Raw genomic sequence first — 19,840 nt, forward strand, 5'->3', positions numbered from 1 at the left:
ACCGCAGCTCTTGCAGCTCAAGGCTTTGCCGCAACCGGGAGACGGAATGGTGCGCCCAGCCTGTTGAAGGCGTTCATCGCGGCAATCGCGATCGTCAGGTCCACAAGATCTTTCGGCTCGAATGCTTCGGCGGCGGCCGCATAGGCTTCGTCGGAAGCATGGGTTTCGCTGACGCGCGTGACTTCCTCCGCCCAAGCTAGAGCCGCGCGATATTGGTCGGGGAACAAATGCGGGACTTCTTCCCACACCGGAAGCAGCGCGACCTTGTCGATCGGCATGGTCTTGAGAAGGTCCCGGGTATGCAGATCGATGCAGTGAGCGCATCCGTTGATCTGGGAGACCCGGAGGAAGACGAGGTGAATGAGCTCTGCCGGGAGGGCCGTGCTTTGGGTGACATAATGGTGCACACCATAAAGCGCCTTCGCTCCGGCGGGGGCGACTTCGGACCAATTCAACCGGTTCATCTGATCTTCCTTTCATCCTGAGCCAATATCGGCGTCACCATGCCTGACGAGCGGGATCCCGCCGTTGTGACATCCCGCGCAAAAAAAAACGCCGGTGTGACGCGATGTTGGCGACAGGGATCGGAAGAAAGGCCCGAGATTGATCTAGTGCAGTGTACCGATAAGGCTGCGCCAGGAAGCGAGGGGCAACGGCATTGTCGCACCGCCACGGAATGTCCGCTTATCTGGAATCGGAACTGAAAGCCGCCTGACCCCAATCGGCCAGAGCCTGCGGTTGCGCTGGCTGACGATGCCCAGCAGACCGTCGCGGCCGAAATGGGGTGGGAAGCGGACATTGCGGCTCGGCGAGGTTGCGCTAATGTGCGGCGTTGCTTTTGGAGCCTGATCCAATGTCGCTGGTACTGTTCGTGGAGAAATGGACGATAGGTGATTATCCACCCGATCCGGTTTCGGAGGAAGAACTGCGCGAGGTAGAAAAGACGCTGCGCTCACGCCTGCCGACAGATTATAAACAAGCAGTGCTGGAGGTTGGATTTCCGCGACCAACGATCGCCCTTTTGGACGCCATTGTAGATCAAGAATTAGATATAGACGCGATTGGAGATTTTTATCTGCCGTCTGAAATTATCGCCGAGACGCTAGACTGGCGAGAAATGGGGATGCCAGAAAATCTGATTGCCTTTGCGAGTGACGGATGCGGAAACCAGTTTTGCTTTGACACCGGGAACGGCAGCAAGAGATCTGGTTTTTCGACCATGATTTCGACACCGTCAAGTTGATCGCTGACAGCTTCGATGCATGGCTAACTGCATTGTGTGACATTGCACCCTCGACAGATTGATATTCACAATCGGTCGCTTCCAGTCATGCTCAGGCATTTTGCCGCGAACGGCCGCTCTCCGAGGTTTGCGCCCGAAACCGGCCTGACTGCAATCGGCCATTTGCCAACGATACTTGTGGATCTGAATAGCAATATGGACGACTTACGACCCAGGCCTGGTATTCGTCAGCAGAATTCCGTTTGACGATATTCGCTCGCTGTTAGGCCGAAACGACGCTGGAAAGCGGCAGAAAAACTCGAAGGATGCTCATAACCAATTGCGTATCCGACTTCAGTAATGGTGAGTTGTGAAGACCGTAGCATCGCTAAGGCTTCCTGCATTTTCAGTTCGCCAACATAATCGTAGACTGACTGGCCGCAGAACTGCCGGAACATAGCGCACAGATTGCTTCGGCTCATGCCTACTTCACGAGCTAGATCGTCTAGCGAGGGAGGTTTAGCGAAATTTTCAGCAAGCACCCGCTGGGCTTTCAGCACGCCGGCGACCGCAGGGCTGGATGCACTCGGAAGAGCGGGATTGGCTTCGTCCTCAGCGAGCGCAGTCAGTGCATGGCACAGGATATCAATAGCCTTCGACCGAATAACGAGCGTTCGGCTATGCCCCTTCAGCGAGCACCCTTTCAAATCGTCCAGTAGACCTATGAGCTGCGGGGTAAAGGTGAGGCGCTGCGCGATAGTGTGGTTCAGGGCACCTTGGATGAAGGCTTGCACAACCGTAGGTAGCTCATGTTGATTGCCAGCATATAGCTGTGTCAGGACATCTTTGTGAACATGGACCTCGATGGCCGTGTGACGTCCGGCACAGACAAATTCGGCGGGTAATTGACCTGGAGGCTCTATGATGATCGAGGCGGACGGACCTCGGAGGTCCAGCCATCCTCCGTCTGCTTTCACATATTCGCCGTCGCCGTCACTGGCCACGCGCACGCGAAGCATATTTTCCGCGACAATCGGCACGGACAAGGGTTTGAGATAGGTAGCTTCGCAGATTGCAATGGAGAAGCCCTCACTTAATCCGCAATATTCTATATGTCCCGATGCTTGGTGCACCGACGCTTGAACCCGGAAATGCCGCGGATCGCCAAGGGGCGTGAGCACATCGGCATCGCGCAACAAGGTGGCGTCATCTTCACCAATCTCGAAGTCGCCGGTTTTGCTGTCGAGGATGAAAGTCGGCAGGCTTGTCGCCACTGAAGGGAACCGGCGAGGGCGCGAGATATTTGATCGACCAGCAGCCGGGCGCCGCATCCGAGTGTCTTTGACATTCATCACCGGGGCACTTTCCGAAACTGAGCGCATTTGCCTGCTCCCTGCAAGTTCTGGCCGATATCTATACAGTTTCGTACGATATCGAATGGAGCTCGTCCAGACCGAGGACTAACCTTGCTTTCAACGAATAATGGAAGGGAAGAGGGCTTCGGATCGGCTTTCGTCAGGTAGCGCGAAAAGCCGGCGGCTCGGTTTCAAAGACGTCAATCAAGTTTGTCGCTGCGCACATGTTGGCGCGCGCTGTGCGACAACTTGTCCTCATGTCTTCGCCGGCCCGTCCTCTATCTTGCCACCTGTGGAGTTGGACGATGGCGAAGTTGCTGATTTCAGTGGATATGGAAGGAGTTGCGGGAGTGGCGTCAGCGGCTTCACTAAAGCCTTCGGGATGGGAATATGGCGCCTACCGGCGCTGGATGACCAATGAGCTCAATGCCGTTGCAGAGGCGGCTTTGGAGGCGGGCTATGATGAAGTGATTGCGGCTGATGGTCACGGCAACTCGCAAAATATCGATCCCGATCTTCTGATCGATCACGTGCGGCTCATCCGGTCTTGGCCGCGTCCCTTACTGCAAATGGAAGGCATTGATGATCCCGATGTCGATGCTTGCGCATTTGTCGGATATCACGCTGCCGCCGGTACGGCCGACAGCATCTTTGCCCATAGCTTTTCCGGTGCTGCGCTCCGATCGGTCCGCCTGAACGGCGTGCCCGCTTCGGAAGGTTATTTCAACGCCGCCGTGGCGGGCGCGTATGACAAGCCGATCCTTTTCGTTTCGGGCGATCAGGCAACAATAGACGATGCTCAGCTTTATGCGGCCGGGGCGACATTCGCGGTAACGAAAGAGTCGATCGGGTTTCGCTCGCAGGCGTCTTTACCACCGGCACAGACGTGCCAACGCCTGAAAACGGCGGCTGCCGGAGCCTTCGCAAGGCGCACGGTTAAACCGTTCAAGCTCGACCCGCCATTTGTCGTGGATCTGGAAATGGTAAGCCTGACCGCCGCCGACCTGCTGAGCTATCTGCCTGGCATCGAACGGATCAGCCCCCTGACCGTAAGAGCGGAATTTCCGACCATGGATGGCGCCATGCGCTTCATATCCTTCGTCATAATGTACCAGCCCGACGGGCAAACGCCCTACTGAAGCGGCGTTGCCTGCGGCGAATATCGCCGGTCCGCCGACGAAGCCAATCCGACAAGTTGGCCCCCTAACGGACGGGGCTGGCCGCGCGATCAAGCCAGCCGGACCAACCAAGACAATTTATAACTATTCATTGGGAGTGGATTTGACGATGACCAAAATTCTGCAAACACTGCTGACTGCAACCGCACTGCTTCCAGCGGTCGCCCATGCGCAGTCGGATATGGGTTCGCAAACCAACGAGCCCGACGCCGCGAGCGCCGAAATTATCGTGACCGCACAGCGCTATGAACAGCGGTTGCAGGATGTTCCCCTGTCGATAAGCGCGATCGGCACCGAGGAACTTCGCGCGCGCGGCACGACGGATCTCAAGGATCTGCAATATTCGGTGCCGGGCCTCTCCACCTTCGAATATGGCGTCAGCCGTCAGTTTGTGCAGCTGCGTGGGATGGCGACGACGATCGGATCGTCGACCGTCGGCATATATCTCGACGAAACTCCGCTCGGGCTCGATACGCAGGGCGACCCGATGAATGTCCGCCTTTACGACATGGAACGCGCGGAAGTGCTGCGCGGACCGCAAGCGACGCTTTACGGTCAAGGCTCCATGGGCGGTACGATCCGCTACATCCCAGCCGCTCCCCGACTGGATGTCGTCAGCGGATCGTTTGAGGGAGAATCGTCGACGACGCGGTACGGTGACGGAAATTACAAGGCCGTTGGCGTACTTAACCTGCCGATTGCAACCGACAAGCTCGGTGTGCGGCTGGTCGCCGGTTATGAACGGATCGGTGGCTTCATCGATAATATCCCGACGGGCAAAGAAGACGTCAACTCCGCAGACATCTACACGATGCGCGGCACGCTTCTTGCGCGACCTTCAGAGCGGCTAAGCGTTTCGCTGATGGGCGTCTATCAGAAATCGCAGCAGGACAATCAGGATTTCGGTGTCGATTATCAGACGAACGCTCTACTGTCGCAGCCAATAAATGATCGTTATACGTTGATCCAGGCTAAGGCGAGCTACGACTTGGACGTCGCGGAACTTAGCGCATCGGGCAGCTACATTGATCGGCGCAACAGCAGCGTGTCTGACGTATCGGGTGTATACGTGCCTTTTCTTGGAGCACTTGGTTTTCCGCCGGGGTTTGTCGATCGCGTGGGTTTGGCAAATGATTCCGATTTTCGTATTTACAATGGCGAGATGCGTCTTGCCTCTCAGGGCGCTGGTCCATTTGGCTGGCAACTGGGCGCGCTATACCGCGATTCAAAGTCGCGGCAACGTAGCGAAGCTCTTACTGAGCCGAATGATGTTCCTATAGTCCTGACCTCGTCCGACGTCAGTTACAGGAACAAGTCCTACGCACTATATGGCGAGCTGAATTACGCTTTGACACCGCGGTTGAAAGCGATCGTAGGTCTGCGTTATTTCAATGAGCATAAGAAGGCTGATATCGACAGCACGACTTTCGGGTCATCGAGTATCGATATCGGTGACGATAGCTTCAATTCGTTGAACCCACGTTTCAACCTGAGCTATGAATTTTCGCGCAATTCGATGGTCTATGCCAATGTGGCGAAGGGGTTTCGTAGCGGCGGTTTCAATGCAACGTCAGCTGGCATGGGGGTCATCGATATTCCTCCGACCTATGATTCGGACGAAATCTGGACCTATGAGATCGGCACCAAGCAACAGCTTTTTGGCGGCAGGCTGAGCCTGGACGCGAGCATTTATCATAGCCAATGGTCCAAGGTGCAATCCTACACGTTTGTCCAAGGGACCGCGCTCGCGGCCGTTACCAATTCCGGGCATGTCGACGGATGGGGCGTCGATCTGTCGGCTATGGCGCGGCCGACGCGCGACCTGACGCTGTCGGCAACCTATGGTTGGAACAACCTCAAGTTCGACACGGCCACTGTCGACAAGGCAATCGGCGACCCGGTGGATGGCGCTGTGCGCGAATCCTGGTCGGCTTCATTCGACTACCGACCCGCGTTGGCTGCAGGCGTCAACGCTATCCTCCGGGTCGACTATCAGCATGCGGATGCGTCGCAGATCACTCTTCGAACTTTCGCTGTACCGCCCGTCATTCGACGCCCGGGGCGCGACCTCGTCAATCTGCGGGTTGGCGTCGGCCTTGATGGGCTCGAGCTAGCCTTGTTTGCGAATAATCTGTTCAACGAAAAGGCCCCCAATCTTATCGGACCCCTCGGCGTCATCAGCGAGAACGTCGAACAGCGCCCACGGGTAATCGGCATCAGCGCCAGCGCGCGCTTCTGATCGCCGGCAGCATACGCCGCTGACCGGCATCGCCCGCAGCCATCGACTTCGCCCTATTTGTCAGGAACCATATGACCACCACTGTTACATTGCCGAAGCCGTCTGGCCCTTGGTCTGTCGGTGTTATCGACACGGAATTTACGGACATCAACCGCCGGGAGAGCTTTGCGCCCGAGACATATCGCCGCCTCCCAGTACGCGTCTGGTATCCGGCAACCGCTGAAGATGAATGCCGTCGGCCCAATGTGACACCAGCCGAACGAGTGCATCAGGTCCTGCCATTTCTGGGCAATATGACGGCCGATGCTGACTTCCTCGGAGCGCTGGACAGCCTGACACACGCGTATGAGAACGCTGCGCCACTGCGGGGCAGGCGTCGACCAGTACTTGTCTTCTCTCACGGGGTATTCAGTTGTCCCCAGACGAGTACCTCGCTGTTGGTTCATCTTGCGAGTCACGGCTATGTGGTGTTCTCGATCGCCCATCCTTATGTCGATACGGCCACATTTCACGAAAATGGGGATATCATTCCGCTTCATGAGGAACTGCTGAAGGACGCCATCCGGACGATGGGACCGGAAAGCATATCAAATTCGCCGTATCCTGCGGATCGTCTCGAAACAGTGCGCCGAAATTGTCGAGAGTCGCCCCTCGCCGCACAATATATCGTATGGCAAGAGGACTTTATCCATGTGGTTGATAGGGTAAGTTGTGGCGATTTACCCGGTCGCGCGGCCATTTTGGCGCAAATCATCGACCCTGATCGTATGGGCACTTTCGGGCTTTCCTTCGGTGGCAGTGCAGCGGCTGCCGCACAGCGCGATACAAGGATAAAGGCGGCCATCAATCTTGATGGCGGCACCTTCGACGCCGAGATGATCGATCGGGATTCGCGTGTCCCACTGCTGATAATGCATAGCGACAGATCGGCGATGCCGACCATCTATCCGCATTCTGAGTTCTTCTATGAACGGCTTGCGTCGGCGGGGACGAAACAGGACCTGTTCCGGGTCGAGATTTTGGGCTCAACCCATCTCGCGTTTACGGATCTTTGCCTGCTCAATCCAGAACAACGAAGCGATCCAGTCGTCGCGGCAATCTTGGGTTCGATCGACGGCAAGCGGATGACCGAGATCGTGCACGAATTCTGCACCTCATTTTTCGACTTCTATCTAAAGGAGGAGGGACACGGCTTAAACCCGTCCTTCCGATCACAAAATCCAGAAGTCGTCGATATAGATTTGGGTCACATTCGGGAATGGGCGGAACAGGTGCGAACCACGGATGAAAGAAGCGAAACGGACAATTTCGCGTAAATGTTCGGACCGCTGGCCGCAATTGCCAGAGCACAGGATGAACGTCGGCTTTTTCGTTCCGCTCTTGGAGAGGGGCAGTCTCCAACCGATGACGTGGATGGCTCTCCAACCCCCCGCGGTATGATCTGCGGGATGAGCTGGAGGAGAACTACGACGGATAAGATTGCGACGATGGAGTTGAGCGACGGTCCGCCTTCCGGGGGGCCATATTTAAGAAATTTTGGAGAGCCAGAAAAATGCAAGCCAACCCGGTCCAGAAGATAATCGGCAATGTCGCCTTTGAAGATCGCTTCGCGCATCTGCGCGAAGACACCCCCGAAAGCCTCGAGTGGCAGTGGGAACGCGATCGCATCGCGCGCCACGCGGCTGAAGCGTCGCCGAACTACGCGCCGGTGCATGACCGATTGCTGCAACTGGCCGATAGCGGTGGCTATTCTGTACCTCGCAAGCGGGGCGCCTTGTGGTTCGGCTATGCTTCAGATGGCGATGATCAGGTACTGCGTGCCGGCGCCGAGCCGAACGGTCCGGGGCGAACGATCGTCTCGAAGCTGGCGATCTCGAAGGCCCATGGGGGCGGCAACGTCACGTTGGCTCTCATGGAGCCGTCGCCGCAGGGCAGGTTCGTTGCTGTGGCGTGGGGCGCTGACGGCGACATGATGGGAAAATGGTCGGTCTATGAAACGGCAACCGGGCAGCATCTCCTCGATACCCCAGCCATCATGTATTCGGGAGCGCGCCCCGGATGGCTTCCAGACGAAAGCGGCTTCTGGATCGATGGCCGTACCGCCGAGGGCGTCCATGAACTGCGCTTTGTGCCGGTCGCCGAGGGCGCCGCCGAACGCCCCGCGGTGCTGCTTCCCGAGCATCTTGTCGCTGCCAAACATTCGGGCCTGACGTTGCAGGTCTCGCCCGATGGCCGCCGCGGCGTCGCAGTGACCGAACCGCACGAACATGTCGCGCTCGTGCACCTCGATCTTAAAACGCTTGAAGCCACACCGTTCCTGCCGGATGGGTTCGAGGGCGAATGCGATGGCAACTGGATCGACGGCGAAACCTATGTCGCGCGGGTCAACAATGGCATCCCGCGCGGCCGTGTGGTTGCGATCCCGGCGGCAAGCTCGCGCGACTTGGCGAGCTGGCGCGAACTGGTGTCCGAAAGCGAAGGCTTTATCGGATGGGTCGGTGCGGTCGCCGGGCATCTCTATGTCGGCGATCTCGTCGACGTATCGCTCCGCGTCCGTGTTTTTGACCTCGACGGAACGCTGGTCCAGACGCTCCCGCTCGAAAATCCCGGCTCGTCGCAGTCGATGCTCACCGAACGCGCGGTGCGTCCGACCGATATATTCGCGCTTACGCATACGACATTCACCCGTTCGTCGGTCCTGCTCATCCATGATCCCGATAATGGCGAGCTCCGCCAGATTGGCGAAGCCAAGCATCAACTGGACAATGCCGTCGCCGATCGGCGGTTCGCGACCAGCCGCGACGGCACACGTATCCCCTATTTCGTCGTGCGTCAGAAAGATGTCGATCTCAGCACCTCGCGGCCGACGCTCGTATATGCCTATGGGGGATTCAATCTTTCGCAGCTGCCGTCCTTTCCTGCGACGCACGTTCCGTTCATCGAAGCGGGCGGCGTATTTGTTCAGGCGTCGCTGCGAGGTGGCGGCGAATATGGCAAGGCCTGGCACGACGGCGGCCGCCTGTTCAACAAGCAGAACACGTTCGACGATCTGGAGGCGGTGGCCGAAGCGCTGATCGCTGAAGGCATTTCAACCCCCGACGAGATGGTCTTCATGGGTGGCAGTAACGGCGGTCTGCTTGCTGGCGTAGCGATCGTCCAGCAGCCGCACCTGTGGCGTGCCGTTGTTGCCACGGTGCCGATTTTCGACATGATGGAGCCCTTGCCCGACACGCCCGCCGTTGCAGGAGTCCGTGCTATCTTCTTCGAGGATTATGGAGATCCGAAAGAGCCCGACCATGCCGCCAGCATCCGGCGCTGGTCGCCCTATCACAATGTTTGCGAGGGGGTGGAATATCCCGCCGTCTATCAGGTGTTCGGCGAAAAGGATCTGGGGTGCATGCCCTTTCACGGCCGAAAGTTTACGGCACGGCTCCAAGAGGCCAACGCCGGAGACCGCCCGATCCACCTCCGTGTCTGGCGTGATACCGGCCACGGCACCATCGATCCCGCCAGTGGCGCGCGATGGAACGGCGAATGGCTCGCCTTCGCGATGGACCAGATCGGCATGAAAGCCGCGGAACCGGGCGCATGACCGTCGATATCGCAGCCGAAGCCGATCTTCGCGATCATCCGCTGTTCAAGCACGCGCAAGAGTTGGCGCGCGCGTGGCTCCGGCCGGGAATGGCGAGGTGGCGCTGCTGGGCAGCTTGCCGCCGGTCCCGACGCTCGGCAGGTCATTGCCGCCGCGTCGGTTTCCGCTTCTCGGGGTTCGCCACCTAGAAGGGGCAAGTCACGAGCCGGCCAGGTTCAGCGCTGGGGCTGGCCCGCGGCGCTCAGTTGGTTGACGTGGCCAGTGCAGGAAGTTCGATTTCGATCGGTAATGGGGCGGTCGCTTTGCTCAGCCCTTACTCGCCACTTTAGAAGTTGACCCAGCGAGGTAAGGGCATCGCGCCAGCCGATGCTGTGAACTCAACATGATCTTGTTCGATGACCGCCCCATGATTGTAGCGGCGAGGGAGGCGGGCGCTCAGGTGAAAGCGAAACGGGTCATTGCGCGTCAAAGGAGCATCGAATTGTAGCGACAGGTCGAGTCCGGTGATCTCGTCGTCTCCCCAGCACGACCTGAAAGCGCGCCCCGTTTTGGAATTCGGATTGTTGAGTTCCAATTCAAGCCCCGCGAGGCGAAAGGCGCTATCGTCGCCTCTAGTCAGGTCGAGGCGCAGTCGCGCGCAATCGAGCTCATTAAACATTGCGGCCGTTTCCATAATGTCCGGCGAACTCTCGTAAGGCGCAACGCCAAAGAGAGCTACCAAGAGGATTCCGGTCGGCTGCTTGCCATGCTCGATCGGTGACAAGCCTTTTGGATCGGGATCGCGCCATGATGTGAAATACATATGTCGAGGGGAACGGACGCCGTCGAGTAGCGACCCGAAAGTGTTGATGGCTAGCCTTTCACCTTGGTGCAGTTCGTCAGCTGGTACCGGTGGCCACGAGCGAAGTGGTGACTGCGACTCGTAATTGTGCGAGAGAACGGCAATCGGTTCGAGTGGCAAAACAGTACGCGACATTACACTACCACCCTTGTCTGCATCGCCAAGTCTTCACACGCATGACTCGCCAGTTGGTATCGTGTTTCGCTACGGATGTCCGCAATTGCGTTGAATGAGGCCGTAAGCTGAACGGCAGCAACCGGCCAAACTTCGATCATGGCATCGAGCGCCTAAACCGGCGCCAGCCAAGGGGAATCAATTAATTCATTCCGGCTGCAGCCGGATCGGCTAGGACATGCTTGCAATCCGCGCTCACCGGTCGCGAATACCATCATCTCCGACCGGTCTGCTGCGATGAACTCGTTAATTGCCGCCAATATTGGTTTCAGGAGAGATAGATGCATCGGACACGACAGGCGATAAGAGCTGGACTGCTTTTCACCGCGCTGACAGTGATGCCAGAACTGGCGTGGGCGCATAAACCGGGAACCTCGCAAACTCGAAGTGTTTCGCTTGAGGTGAATATAGACGAAGACGGTAAGCTCGATCTCGTGACTGCGAATTTGCGTCCGCCCGCGCGGATGTTCTGGCTTAATATCAAACTCAGCACCGGGCGGGAGTTTTCGCCATTGAGTGGATATATCGATCCAGCTCGCGCGCGGATGTCGCTCACGTTCCGCGATGCTAACCAGTTTCAGGACATACGGTGCGCGGAATGGCGGCCATCCAAGACTGGCGTGACCTGCGGCGTGCCGTTGCCCAGCCACAGTGTGGATCGGGCGATCGCCTTCGACACCGGCCAGCAAATCTATCTGATTCATTACAGCGAAGGCCCTCAATGGGGAGGGCGCGTCTCGAACGATCACGAGCACGCCTATTTCAAGGTCATGCCCGCAATCGAGGGCGGGTTGACGCCGGTAGCTGCCGAATAGGAGTAACGTCGCGGCAGCAGCTGCACCATCAGCTGGCTGCGTTGCCGAACCATGATCCTTACGCTCATCGGCTGCCGCAAACTTCCGTCGTCGGCCCTTCCGCTTCTGATGATTGGGCATTTCAAAGTTGCCGGTCCACTATCGGCCAGAAATGCTCGTCAGGCGCCCGGAATTCCGGCAAATTCTGCCCGTGTCACGACGGGCTCTTTCCGGTCTTTCCGCTCCGAATAGCGGTCGACGAGCTGATCGGCATGACCACGCGTGAGGACGGTGAAGCGCACCAGTTCCTCGGCGACATCGACGATCCGGTCATAATAGCTCGATGGAAGCATCCGGCCCGCCTCGTCGAACTCCTGATAGGCCTTTGCGACACTCGACTGGTTGGGGATGGTGATCATCCGCATCCAGCGGCCGAGGATGCGCAGCGTGTTGACGCTGTTGAACGACTGCGACCCTGCCGACACCTGCATGACCGCGAGCGTGCGGCCTTGCGTCGGCCGGAGGCCCTTATATGCGAGCGGGAGATGATCGACCTGCGCCTTCATGATGCCGGTGATCTGGCCGTGACGCTCAGGGCTGCACCACACTTGGCCTTCCGACCAGAGCGAATGCTGGCGCAGTTCCTCGACGGCCGGATGATCGTCATCGGCGACCTGATCGGGCAGCGGGAGGTCCGAAGGATCGAAGATGCGCGTCTCGCACCCGAATAGTTGCAGCAGGCGCGCGGTCTCCTCGACAACCAGCCGCGAGTATGAGCGTTCGCGTAAGGACCCGTAGAGCAACAGGATGCGCGGGGCGGGGTCGAGCGGCCCGAGACCGAGCGCGGGCTGCGCGCGGAGATATTCGGGGCTGAGCGCTGGAAGATGGTCGGCATCGGCGAGCGTGCGTAGGCGAGAGAAATTCTGGTCTGTCATGATTTCAATTGTCCGTAGGGGCCGTCGCGGGGAACCAGCGGCGGCCGAGCCGAAACGCGACGCTGACAAGCAGGATGAGAACCGGGACCTCGACGAGCGGACCGATGGTCGCGGCGAAGGCAACCGGCGATGCGAGACCGAAGGCGGCGATCGCAACCGCGATCGCGAGTTCGAAGTTGTTACCCGCGGCGGTGAAGGCGACCGCGGTCGTGCGTGGGTAGTCGGCCGCGATGAGCTTGCCCATCCAAAAGCTGATGAGGAACTGGACCAGGAAATAAATGGTGAGCGGGATTGCGATCCGGATCACGTCGCCGGGGATCGTGACGATCTCGCTACCTTTCAGGCTGAACATGGCTACGATCGTGAACAGCAGCGCCACGAGGGTGATCGGCGCGATCTTCGGGAGAAAACGCGTCTCATACCATTCTTCCCCCTTGGCCTTCGCGAGAACGCGGCGCGTCAGGAAACCTGCGGCGAATGGAATACCGAGGTAGATAAGGACGGCCTCGGCGATCGTGCCGAAGCTGACATCGATGACGCTGCCTTCGAGGCCGAAGAGGAGCGGCAGCACGGCGAGGAAGAACCATGCGTAGACGCTGAAAAAGAGGATCTGGAAGATCGAGTTGAAGGCGACGAGCGCGGCGACATATTGATTGTCGCCCTTCGCGAGCTGGTTCCAGACGATGACCATCGCGATGCAGCGGGCGAGGCCGATCAGGATCAGGCCGGTCATGTATTCGGGCTTGTCCGAGAGGAAAAGGACCGCGAGCACGAACATGAGGACCGGCCCGATGATCCAGTTCTGGATCAGCGAGATTGCCAGCACGCGGCGATCGTCGAACACGCGCGGCAACTCGTCGTAGCGCACCCGAGCCAGCGGCGGATACATCATCAGGATAAGACCGATCGCGATCGGGATGTTGGTCGTCCCGATCGACAATGCATCGATCGCGGCGGGCAGCCCCTCGAAGATCGACCCGAGTAGCACGCCGAGCGCCATCGCGAGGAAGATCCAGAGTGTTAGGTAGCGGTCGAGGAATGACAGCCGGATGGTGTCGGCCATTGGTCAGTTGCCCACGCGGTTGCCGCCGGCGTCGACGACGGGCTCGCCATCTTCCTTGGCGAAAGCGCCCAGCTGGCGGGCCGGGAGAATGTCGAGCACGACCTCGGAGGGGCGGCAGAGCCGGACCCCGAGCGGCGAGACGACGAGTGGGCGGTTGATGAGCACCGGGTGCGCCATCATTGCGTCGATGAGCTCGACATCGGCGAGCGCCCGATCGTCGAGGCCGAGTTCGGCATAAGGGGTGCCTTTTTCGCGAAGCAGGTCACGCGCCGCGATCCCGGCGCGGGTTATCAGATGTTCGAGCAGCGGGCGCGACGGCGGTGTCTTCAGATATTCGACAACATGCGGTTCGATCCCGGCATTGCGGATGAGGCCGAGCGTGTTGCGGGACGTGCCGCAATCGGGGTTGTGGTAGATGATGATGTCGGTCACGGCTTCGCTCCGATCAGCAGCAGGCGAGTTCTGCAAGCAGGGGTTCGCAGAGTTCGGCGCGGCCCTGGCAGCAATCCTTTGCGAGGAAAAGCATGAGGTCGCGAAGCGCATCTATGTCGGCACGCTGGATGAAGTGGCGCCCCCGCTTCTCCGACTGAACGAGCCCAGCCTTAGCAAGCACGGCAAGGTGCGTGGAGAAGGTGCTCTGGGTCAGGCCTGATTGTTCGACGAGTTGTCCTGTCGAAAGTCCCTCCGGCTCATGCTGGACGAGCCGCCGGAAAGCGTCGAGTCTCGTCGGATGTGCCAGTGCAGCTAGGGCGAGCAGTGCTGAATCATTGTCCATGCATCGGAATTATACGATGCACATTGCCAAGTCAAATCGCATCGTGAATTTCCGATGAGTTGACGCCAGCGACCTCGCTCAGCGTCTGCACTGGCGACGCTTGGGTACCGTGCATGCAGCAGGTGAGTGCTGTCTTGATTGTCCGACCGCGGCGGGTCAATGTGTCCAAGTCTGATTGGGAGTGGTGCAAAGATGGACGTGCGTCAGATAGACTAAGGGGCGCTCCGGCGGTTCAGGCGATCTACGCACCCTATGTAACTTCCACCACCATATCGTTCGAGGAAGCGCCGCCCGATATTGGGGAGATGGAAAGGCGCATCGCCGCCATCCTACCCAAATACCCCTATCTGGTCGCCGAAGTGGATGGGCAGGTTGTCGGTTACGCTTACGCCAGTGAGCACAGGACTCGCGCGGCCTATCGGACATCCGTCGATGTCGCAGTCTATGTGGCACGCAGCGCGCAGCGGGGCGGGGTGGCGCGTCGCTTGTATTCCCGTCTGCTGCCTGCCGCGGCGAGCTTGGGCTATCACGCTGCATTTGCGGGCATCGCATTGCCAAACGACGCGAGCGTCGGGCTGCACGAAGCTATGGGCTTTGAACAGGTCGGCATCTACCGCGAGGTCGGAAGAAAATTTGATGCCTGGCACGATGTCGGTTGGTGGCAACGACTATTGTGAGTGATCCGGGAGTTGGCGCGCTAGAATCGGCTTTCTGTCGTATCACGCTAGTGGTTTATTGAACGGCGGCTGTTCACGACTTTTGTACAGAAGCAGACCGACTCAAATCGGCCAATCGAGTCAGTTGAGGAAGCGCATGCGGATCTCTGGCTGCTAGCTTGGGAGGGCGAGAATCTGGAGGTAAATTGTCGGCGGTCGCGAACTGTGGAGACCACTGCGGGAGGGGACCATGGTTTGGTTTAGAATCTTTCTTGGGGCGTGCCTGCTGTCGATTCTCATTTACACCGGCGTCACGATCCATGCGCACGGATGGGATCTACTATCTATATTCTTCGGCGACATGGCTACCATGGCGTGGCCCGGCCAGTTCAATTTTGACTTCTTCACTTTTCTCCTGCTCTCAGGGCTTTGGACCGCTTGGCGAAACAACTTCACCCTTGGCGGCCTTGCGCTCGGCCTGATCGCGGTCTTTGGCGGAATGCTATTTCTGTCGATCTTTCTGATCATCCTCAGCTATCGTCATCGGGGGAATATCAGCGAGATGATGTTGGGAGCGGAGCGCGCGCACGGCTAGCCGGGCGATAACGTCTGGTTGTCGTATAGGGTGGCCTCAATTGCGGAAAGAGACCCCTATCGGCCAGTTCAGAGCTACATGGTGGCGGTCAATCTTTGCGTCACGGGAATGAGGGTAAGAGCGAAGGCGGCGGCGAACCCAAAACTTGCGTCTGGAGACCAGGCATAGCTGGCCGCGCCGAGAATGCCTCCGCCGACGAGGGCCAGCCAAAGCAACAGGTATGGAATCCAGGCCGTCGGGCTGCCGCCCAATGCCGCATCGGCGAGCCTATGGCCGAGTTTGACCAAGGTGCCGGTCATGTAGGTGACGCCGATACTGACCTCTCCGTCGCGGCGGAAGATCGTGTTGGAAGCGCCCATCGCTATGCACAGCAATCCCGTGGCAGGAACATCGGAACCGGCCCATTTGCAGCTGGCCGCGCCGAGGAGAAGCGCCGCGACGCCCGATATCGACACGACTTTGCGATGGGCGAACGTGATCTTTGCCGACGCGATGATGTTGAGGATCACGCCGACAACGAAGAGACCAATGAGCGCTGCGGCCGCCAGGGCCAGTGTGGACGCTTCAGCTATACCGATCGCCATTCTGGTCGAGTTGCCGCTCATGAACGAGACGAAGAGGCCGCCCGATCCGAGAAACCCGATGGCATCGACAAATCCTGCCAGCCCGGCGAGGCAGATCGCCAGTCTTCGAAAGCTTCTGTCATACCGGATCATGGAGTCTTCGATAGCATCGCCGTGCCGGCGATGTCTCTACGCCATTGTTCGGCGCGAGAGGCCATCACGCTTTCGATCAGGGGCTGAGATCGAAAGCGGGAGCAAGAGTCCGGTTCTCTGACCGGAGCCTTTAGGCCGACCCACATTTATTCGACGTCGACGCCATCGGGCAGGCGTTACCCTTACGGATGTTTCCGAATTGGGGCGGTGCGCGAGGTAGGCGAAGGTTTCCGAACCGAGCCACCGGGTCCTGCCGGCCTTTGGCAAGGTTGCGACCTTCGGACGACGAGGAGACAGATGATGTTGAAGAAGACAGACGGGCAGTTGCAGCGCGATGTGATGGACGAGCTAGAATGGGAGCCAAGCATCGATCATGCCGACATCGGCGTCGCCGTAACCGATGGCGTCGTCACTCTTTCGGGTTATGTGAAAACCTATCCCGAGAAGATTGCCGCCGAGAAGGCGACGCGGCGCGTTGCCGGCGTCCGGGCAATCGCCGAAGAGATCAAGGTTCATTTCGCATCCGAGCCCAAAATGGCCGATCATGAAATCGCCAGGCGCCTGCTCGATATGATGGCCTGGACGGTGTCGATCCCGACCGACAGGATTCAGGTCAAGGTCGAGCATGGCTGGGTGACGCTCAGCGGCATGGTCGACTGGGACTATCAACGCAAGGAAGCCTTCAGGGCCGCCAGCCGCGTTACCGGCGTCGCGGGCGTGAGCAACCTGATCGAGGTCAAGCAGCACCCGGCGCCCGCCGACGTGAAGGAGCGCATCGTTTCGGCCTTCAAACGCCAGGCCGATCTCGACGCCGCCGCGGTGACCGTGACCACCGAAGGGGGAATTGTGAAGCTCGGCGGCAAGGTCAAGGCGTGGGCCGAGCGCGGGGTCGCCGAGAGGGCCGCATGGTCGGCGCCGGGGGTCACCCGGGTCGAGGATAATATCACGATCGCCCTTTGAGCGGAGCGATCCCGAAAATACGCTTTGCGGCCGCCCTCGAAGACGGGCGGCCGCTTTTGCGTCAGTGTCGAAGGGCCAGATAATCGGCGAGCCGGTCAAGGAACGGCTGCTGGCTTGGAAGCATCATGGCTTCTGCCTCCGCAACCGAGAACCATCGTGCCGCGTCGATTTCGGGAAACGACTGGCACAGGCCGCTGCCCGGCGGCCACTCGATCTCGAAGCGATTGCTCACGACCGCAGTAACATCGAGATCCTGCTCGAGCGCGAAGCCTTCGACGATCTTTCCCCCAGCCTGCCGGTGCTGGCCCAGCGGAACAAGCGCACCTTGCAGTGGTATGCCAAGCTCTTCCTGGGCTTCGCGCAAGGCGACAGCCTCCGCGTTTTCACCCGCCGCAATTTCTCCCTTCGGTATCTGCCAAGCGCCGCGGTCGCGCCCACGCCAATAGGGTCCGCCGGGATGGACGAGCAAGACTTCCGCGCTCCCGCCCTTCAGCCGATAAAGCAGTATCCCGGCGCTTCGCGCCATCACTGGCAGTCGCAGCTGTTTGTCGGCATCGATCCCCTCTCCCGATCATCGCTGCGAGGTTCTGCCCGTCAGTCTTCGGCGCCGCCGCGCAGCTATGGCTGAAAGGTAACGCGCCCTTCGTTCCCCGGCCATGTGCGGAATCTACGTATTTCGCGGTCTGACGCTTTCGCTCAATCTATGACCACGCATAAGGTGAAGGAGGCCAATATGGATATGCCCGATGTTGACAAGTCGCTTGCGAAACTCGGCGTGCCGCACCGGATGCGCAAGAAGATCGGCCGCGTTTCGCCATCGCCCAAGCTTCGCGCGGCGGCGGCGCTCGTCCCCATTCTTACCGCTGGCCTCCTCGCGGCGCGAAGATTTGCACGCAAGGGGTCTTGAAAGTGGCGCCATCGAACCCCGAAGATCCGATTGAGCGTGACCGCGAGCACGCGGCTTCGCTCGGACTGTGGCTCGTCTATTTCGCCTTCGTCATTCTGGGTTCTGTCTGGTTCTTTCTCTTCCGGCTCTGACCGGCGCCGCCCACGCGGGTGTGGCTAATCCTCGAGCAGATGCGGGATAGGCCGGTTGACCAAGGTCAATGACCTTTGCCGATGCGGTGTTCATGCCTTTCCAAAGATACAAGATAAGGGAGCTGTCGATGGAAGAAATCAGGCACCGAGGGCGCGCGAGCGAGCCCCGTCCCATCCATGTCGACGTGTTGATCGTTGGTGCCGGCATCTCGGGCATCGGTTCGGCCTATCATCTCCAGGAGCAGTGCCCGGGGAAGAGATACGCGATCCTTGAGGCGAAACCGACCTTCGGCGGGACATGGGACACGCACAGATATCCCGGCGTTCGATCGGACTCGGACCTCTACACCTTTGGCTATCGCTTCAAGCCCTGGGTGGGCGCGCCGATCGCCAGCGGCGCCGAAATCCTCAAATATATGGGCGAGGTGATCGAGGAGAACGAGATCGGGGTCCATATCCACTACGGTCATCGCATTACCGCCTGCCACTGGTCGAGCGCCGCCAATCGCTGGACGATAGAAGCGGTGCGCGCATCGGATGGCGTGGCCGTCACCTTCACGGCCGGCTTCCTGTGGATGTGCCAGGGCTATTATGATCATGAGAAGCCCTATATCCCCGATTGGCCGGGACTTTCGGATTATGAGGGGCAGTTCATCCATGCCCAGCTCTGGGATTCGGCGATCGATTATGCGGGCAAGCGCATACTCGTCATCGGCTCGGGCGCTACCGCGGCGACCATCGTGCCGGCCTTCGCCAAAAAGGCGGCGCATGTGACGATGCTCCAGCGTTCGCCGACCTATTTCTACTGCAGCGAGAACAGGAACGAACTGGCCGACCGGCTTCGCGAGGTCGGGATCGACGAGCCCACGGTCCACCGCGTCGTGCGGGCACAGATCATGCACGACCAGGATCTGATGACGCGGCGTTGCCAATCCGAGCCCGATGCGGTGTTCGAGGAGCTGAAAGCGCTGATCCGGGCCTATTCGGGCGATCCCGAGTTTAAGTTCGAGCCGCATTTCACGCCGAAATACCGCCCGTGGCAGCAGCGGCTCGCCTTCTGTCCCGAAGGCGACATCTTCAAGGCGGCGACCCAGGGAAAGCTGACGGTCGTCACCGATACGATCGACCATTTTACTGCGACGAGTGTCCGCACGGTCGGCGGCGAGGAGATCGAGGCCGACATCATCGTGGCCGCGACCGGATTCAATCTGTCGGTGATGGGCGGGATCCCGTTCGATATCGACGGCACGCCGGTCGATTGGGCGAAGACGATCACCTATCGCGGGATGATGATGACCGGCGTGCCCAACCTTGCCTGGGTCATGGGCTATTTTCGCGCCAGCTGGACCCTCAGGGTCGACATGATGGGAGACTTTGTCTGCAACCTCCTCAACCATATGGACGACATCGGTGCGAGGAGGGTCGAGGTCGCGCTCAGGCCCGAGGATGAGGGCATGCAGATCCTGCCGTGGATCGAGGAAGATAATTTCAATCCGGGCTATCTGATGCGCGGGCTGGGCGCGATGCCGCGCCGCGGTGACAAACCCGAATGGCGCCACAATCAGGATTATTGGGCGGAGAAGGACGCTTTCCCGCGCATCGAGCTGCGCGGAGCGGAGTTCGTCTATGACGGTGAGCGACCGGGGGTGTCCGAGCGGGCCACTACGGACGTTGCGGCCTGATGGCGTGGCCCCGCCGCAAGATCGG

Annotated in this window: 21 protein-coding genes; 12 read left to right on the forward strand and 9 right to left on the reverse strand. The window is 59.4% G+C overall.

Annotation, left to right across the window (positions count from 1 at the left end; translation table 11 throughout):
• Positions 1-17: 17 nt before the first annotated feature.
• On the reverse strand, positions 18-464 hold the full coding sequence (locus tag GGC65_RS20475) for a carboxymuconolactone decarboxylase family protein (RefSeq protein ID WP_192648841.1): 447 nt from the start codon (positions 462-464) through the stop codon (positions 18-20).
• Between the two features lie 389 nt (positions 465-853).
• On the opposite strand from GGC65_RS20475, the gene GGC65_RS20480 reads away from it, so the two are divergent.
• The gene (locus GGC65_RS20480) at positions 854-1,243 is read left to right on the forward strand and encodes an SMI1/KNR4 family protein (protein ID WP_192648842.1); all 390 of its coding nucleotides are present in this window, start codon (positions 854-856) and stop codon (positions 1,241-1,243) included.
• A gap of 227 nt (positions 1,244-1,470) precedes the next feature.
• Here GGC65_RS20480 and GGC65_RS20485 read toward each other — a convergent pair whose 3' ends face one another.
• Entirely contained in the window at positions 1,471-2,604 is a 1,134-nt protein-coding gene (locus tag GGC65_RS20485; protein ID WP_192648843.1) for a helix-turn-helix transcriptional regulator, read from the reverse strand.
• Between the two features lie 278 nt (positions 2,605-2,882).
• On the opposite strand from GGC65_RS20485, the gene GGC65_RS20490 reads away from it, so the two are divergent.
• The 4 genes from GGC65_RS20490 to GGC65_RS20505 all read left to right on the forward strand — a co-directional run bounded on the left by GGC65_RS20490 (position 2,883) and on the right by GGC65_RS20505 (position 9,586).
• Positions 2,883-3,716, forward strand: coding sequence for a M55 family metallopeptidase (locus GGC65_RS20490; RefSeq protein ID WP_192648844.1), 834 nt, complete (start codon positions 2,883-2,885; stop codon positions 3,714-3,716).
• Between the two features lie 148 nt (positions 3,717-3,864).
• Entirely contained in the window at positions 3,865-5,994 is a 2,130-nt protein-coding gene (locus GGC65_RS20495) for a TonB-dependent receptor (protein ID WP_192648845.1), read from the forward strand.
• 71 nt (positions 5,995-6,065) lie between these two features.
• The gene (locus GGC65_RS20500; RefSeq protein WP_192648846.1) at positions 6,066-7,310 is read left to right on the forward strand and encodes an alpha/beta hydrolase family protein; all 1,245 of its coding nucleotides are present in this window, start codon (positions 6,066-6,068) and stop codon (positions 7,308-7,310) included.
• A gap of 236 nt (positions 7,311-7,546) precedes the next feature.
• The gene (locus GGC65_RS20505) at positions 7,547-9,586 is read left to right on the forward strand and encodes a prolyl oligopeptidase family serine peptidase (RefSeq protein WP_192648847.1); all 2,040 of its coding nucleotides are present in this window, start codon (positions 7,547-7,549) and stop codon (positions 9,584-9,586) included.
• 325 nt (positions 9,587-9,911) lie between these two features.
• On the opposite strand, the gene GGC65_RS20510 is transcribed toward GGC65_RS20505, so the two are convergent.
• Positions 9,912-10,562, reverse strand: a complete 651-nt coding sequence (locus GGC65_RS20510) for a hypothetical protein (protein ID WP_192648848.1) — start codon at positions 10,560-10,562, stop codon at positions 9,912-9,914.
• Positions 10,563-10,882: 320 nt separating this feature from the next.
• On the opposite strand from GGC65_RS20510, the gene GGC65_RS20515 reads away from it, so the two are divergent.
• Positions 10,883-11,416 (forward strand): hypothetical protein, encoded by a 534-nt coding sequence (locus tag GGC65_RS20515; protein ID WP_192648849.1) that lies wholly within the window; start codon positions 10,883-10,885, stop codon positions 11,414-11,416.
• Positions 11,417-11,574: 158 nt separating this feature from the next.
• Here the strand turns inward: GGC65_RS20515 and arsH are convergent, their stop codons facing one another.
• Genes arsH through GGC65_RS20535 form a run of 4 tightly spaced genes read right to left on the reverse strand, consistent with a single transcriptional unit; the run spans position 11,575 to position 14,168 of the window.
• Positions 11,575-12,330 (reverse strand): arsenical resistance protein ArsH, encoded by a 756-nt coding sequence (arsH, locus tag GGC65_RS20520; protein WP_192648850.1) that lies wholly within the window; start codon positions 12,328-12,330, stop codon positions 11,575-11,577.
• Between the two features lie 4 nt (positions 12,331-12,334).
• A complete protein-coding gene (arsB, locus tag GGC65_RS20525; protein ID WP_192648851.1) occupies positions 12,335-13,393 on the reverse strand; it encodes an ACR3 family arsenite efflux transporter in 1,059 nt (352 codons plus the stop codon).
• Between the two features lie 3 nt (positions 13,394-13,396).
• Positions 13,397-13,825, reverse strand: a complete 429-nt coding sequence (arsC, locus tag GGC65_RS20530; RefSeq protein ID WP_318780204.1) for an arsenate reductase (glutaredoxin) — start codon at positions 13,823-13,825, stop codon at positions 13,397-13,399.
• A gap of 13 nt (positions 13,826-13,838) precedes the next feature.
• On the reverse strand, positions 13,839-14,168 hold the full coding sequence (locus GGC65_RS20535; protein WP_192648853.1) for an ArsR/SmtB family transcription factor: 330 nt from the start codon (positions 14,166-14,168) through the stop codon (positions 13,839-13,841).
• Positions 14,169-14,281: 113 nt separating this feature from the next.
• Here GGC65_RS20535 and GGC65_RS20540 point away from each other — a divergent pair, with 113 nt between their 5' ends.
• Positions 14,282-14,845, forward strand: a complete 564-nt coding sequence (locus GGC65_RS20540; protein ID WP_192648854.1) for an arsinothricin resistance N-acetyltransferase ArsN1 family B — start codon at positions 14,282-14,284, stop codon at positions 14,843-14,845.
• Between the two features lie 229 nt (positions 14,846-15,074).
• Complete coding sequence (locus GGC65_RS20545; protein WP_192648855.1) at positions 15,075-15,419, forward strand: hypothetical protein; 345 nt, start codon at positions 15,075-15,077, stop codon at positions 15,417-15,419.
• A 74-nt stretch (positions 15,420-15,493) separates the two neighbouring features.
• Here GGC65_RS20545 and GGC65_RS20550 read toward each other — a convergent pair whose 3' ends face one another.
• Positions 15,494-16,135 (reverse strand): YoaK family protein, encoded by a 642-nt coding sequence (locus tag GGC65_RS20550; protein WP_192648856.1) that lies wholly within the window; start codon positions 16,133-16,135, stop codon positions 15,494-15,496.
• A 300-nt stretch (positions 16,136-16,435) separates the two neighbouring features.
• Here GGC65_RS20550 and GGC65_RS20555 point away from each other — a divergent pair, with 300 nt between their 5' ends.
• Positions 16,436-17,095, forward strand: a complete 660-nt coding sequence (locus GGC65_RS20555) for a BON domain-containing protein (RefSeq protein WP_192648857.1) — start codon at positions 16,436-16,438, stop codon at positions 17,093-17,095.
• Between the two features lie 61 nt (positions 17,096-17,156).
• On the opposite strand, the gene GGC65_RS20560 is transcribed toward GGC65_RS20555, so the two are convergent.
• A complete protein-coding gene (locus tag GGC65_RS20560) occupies positions 17,157-17,621 on the reverse strand; it encodes an NUDIX domain-containing protein (RefSeq protein WP_225940940.1) in 465 nt (154 codons plus the stop codon).
• A gap of 177 nt (positions 17,622-17,798) precedes the next feature.
• Between GGC65_RS20560 and GGC65_RS20565 the strand changes: the two genes are divergently transcribed.
• From GGC65_RS20565 to GGC65_RS20570, 3 genes are all read left to right on the forward strand, one after another.
• Positions 17,799-18,002 (forward strand): hypothetical protein, encoded by a 204-nt coding sequence (locus GGC65_RS20565; protein ID WP_192648859.1) that lies wholly within the window; start codon positions 17,799-17,801, stop codon positions 18,000-18,002.
• 2 nt (positions 18,003-18,004) lie between these two features.
• Positions 18,005-18,133: a hypothetical protein gene (locus GGC65_RS23635; RefSeq protein ID WP_257720439.1), complete on the forward strand. Its 129-nt coding sequence runs from the start codon at positions 18,005-18,007 to the stop codon at positions 18,131-18,133.
• A gap of 128 nt (positions 18,134-18,261) precedes the next feature.
• The gene (locus GGC65_RS20570) at positions 18,262-19,815 is read left to right on the forward strand and encodes a flavin-containing monooxygenase (RefSeq protein WP_192648860.1); all 1,554 of its coding nucleotides are present in this window, start codon (positions 18,262-18,264) and stop codon (positions 19,813-19,815) included.
• Positions 19,816-19,840 lie beyond the last annotated feature (25 nt).

Origin of the sequence: Sphingopyxis sp. OAS728 (assembly GCF_014873485.1) — a bacterium.
Classification (GTDB): Bacteria; Pseudomonadota; Alphaproteobacteria; order Sphingomonadales; family Sphingomonadaceae; genus Sphingopyxis.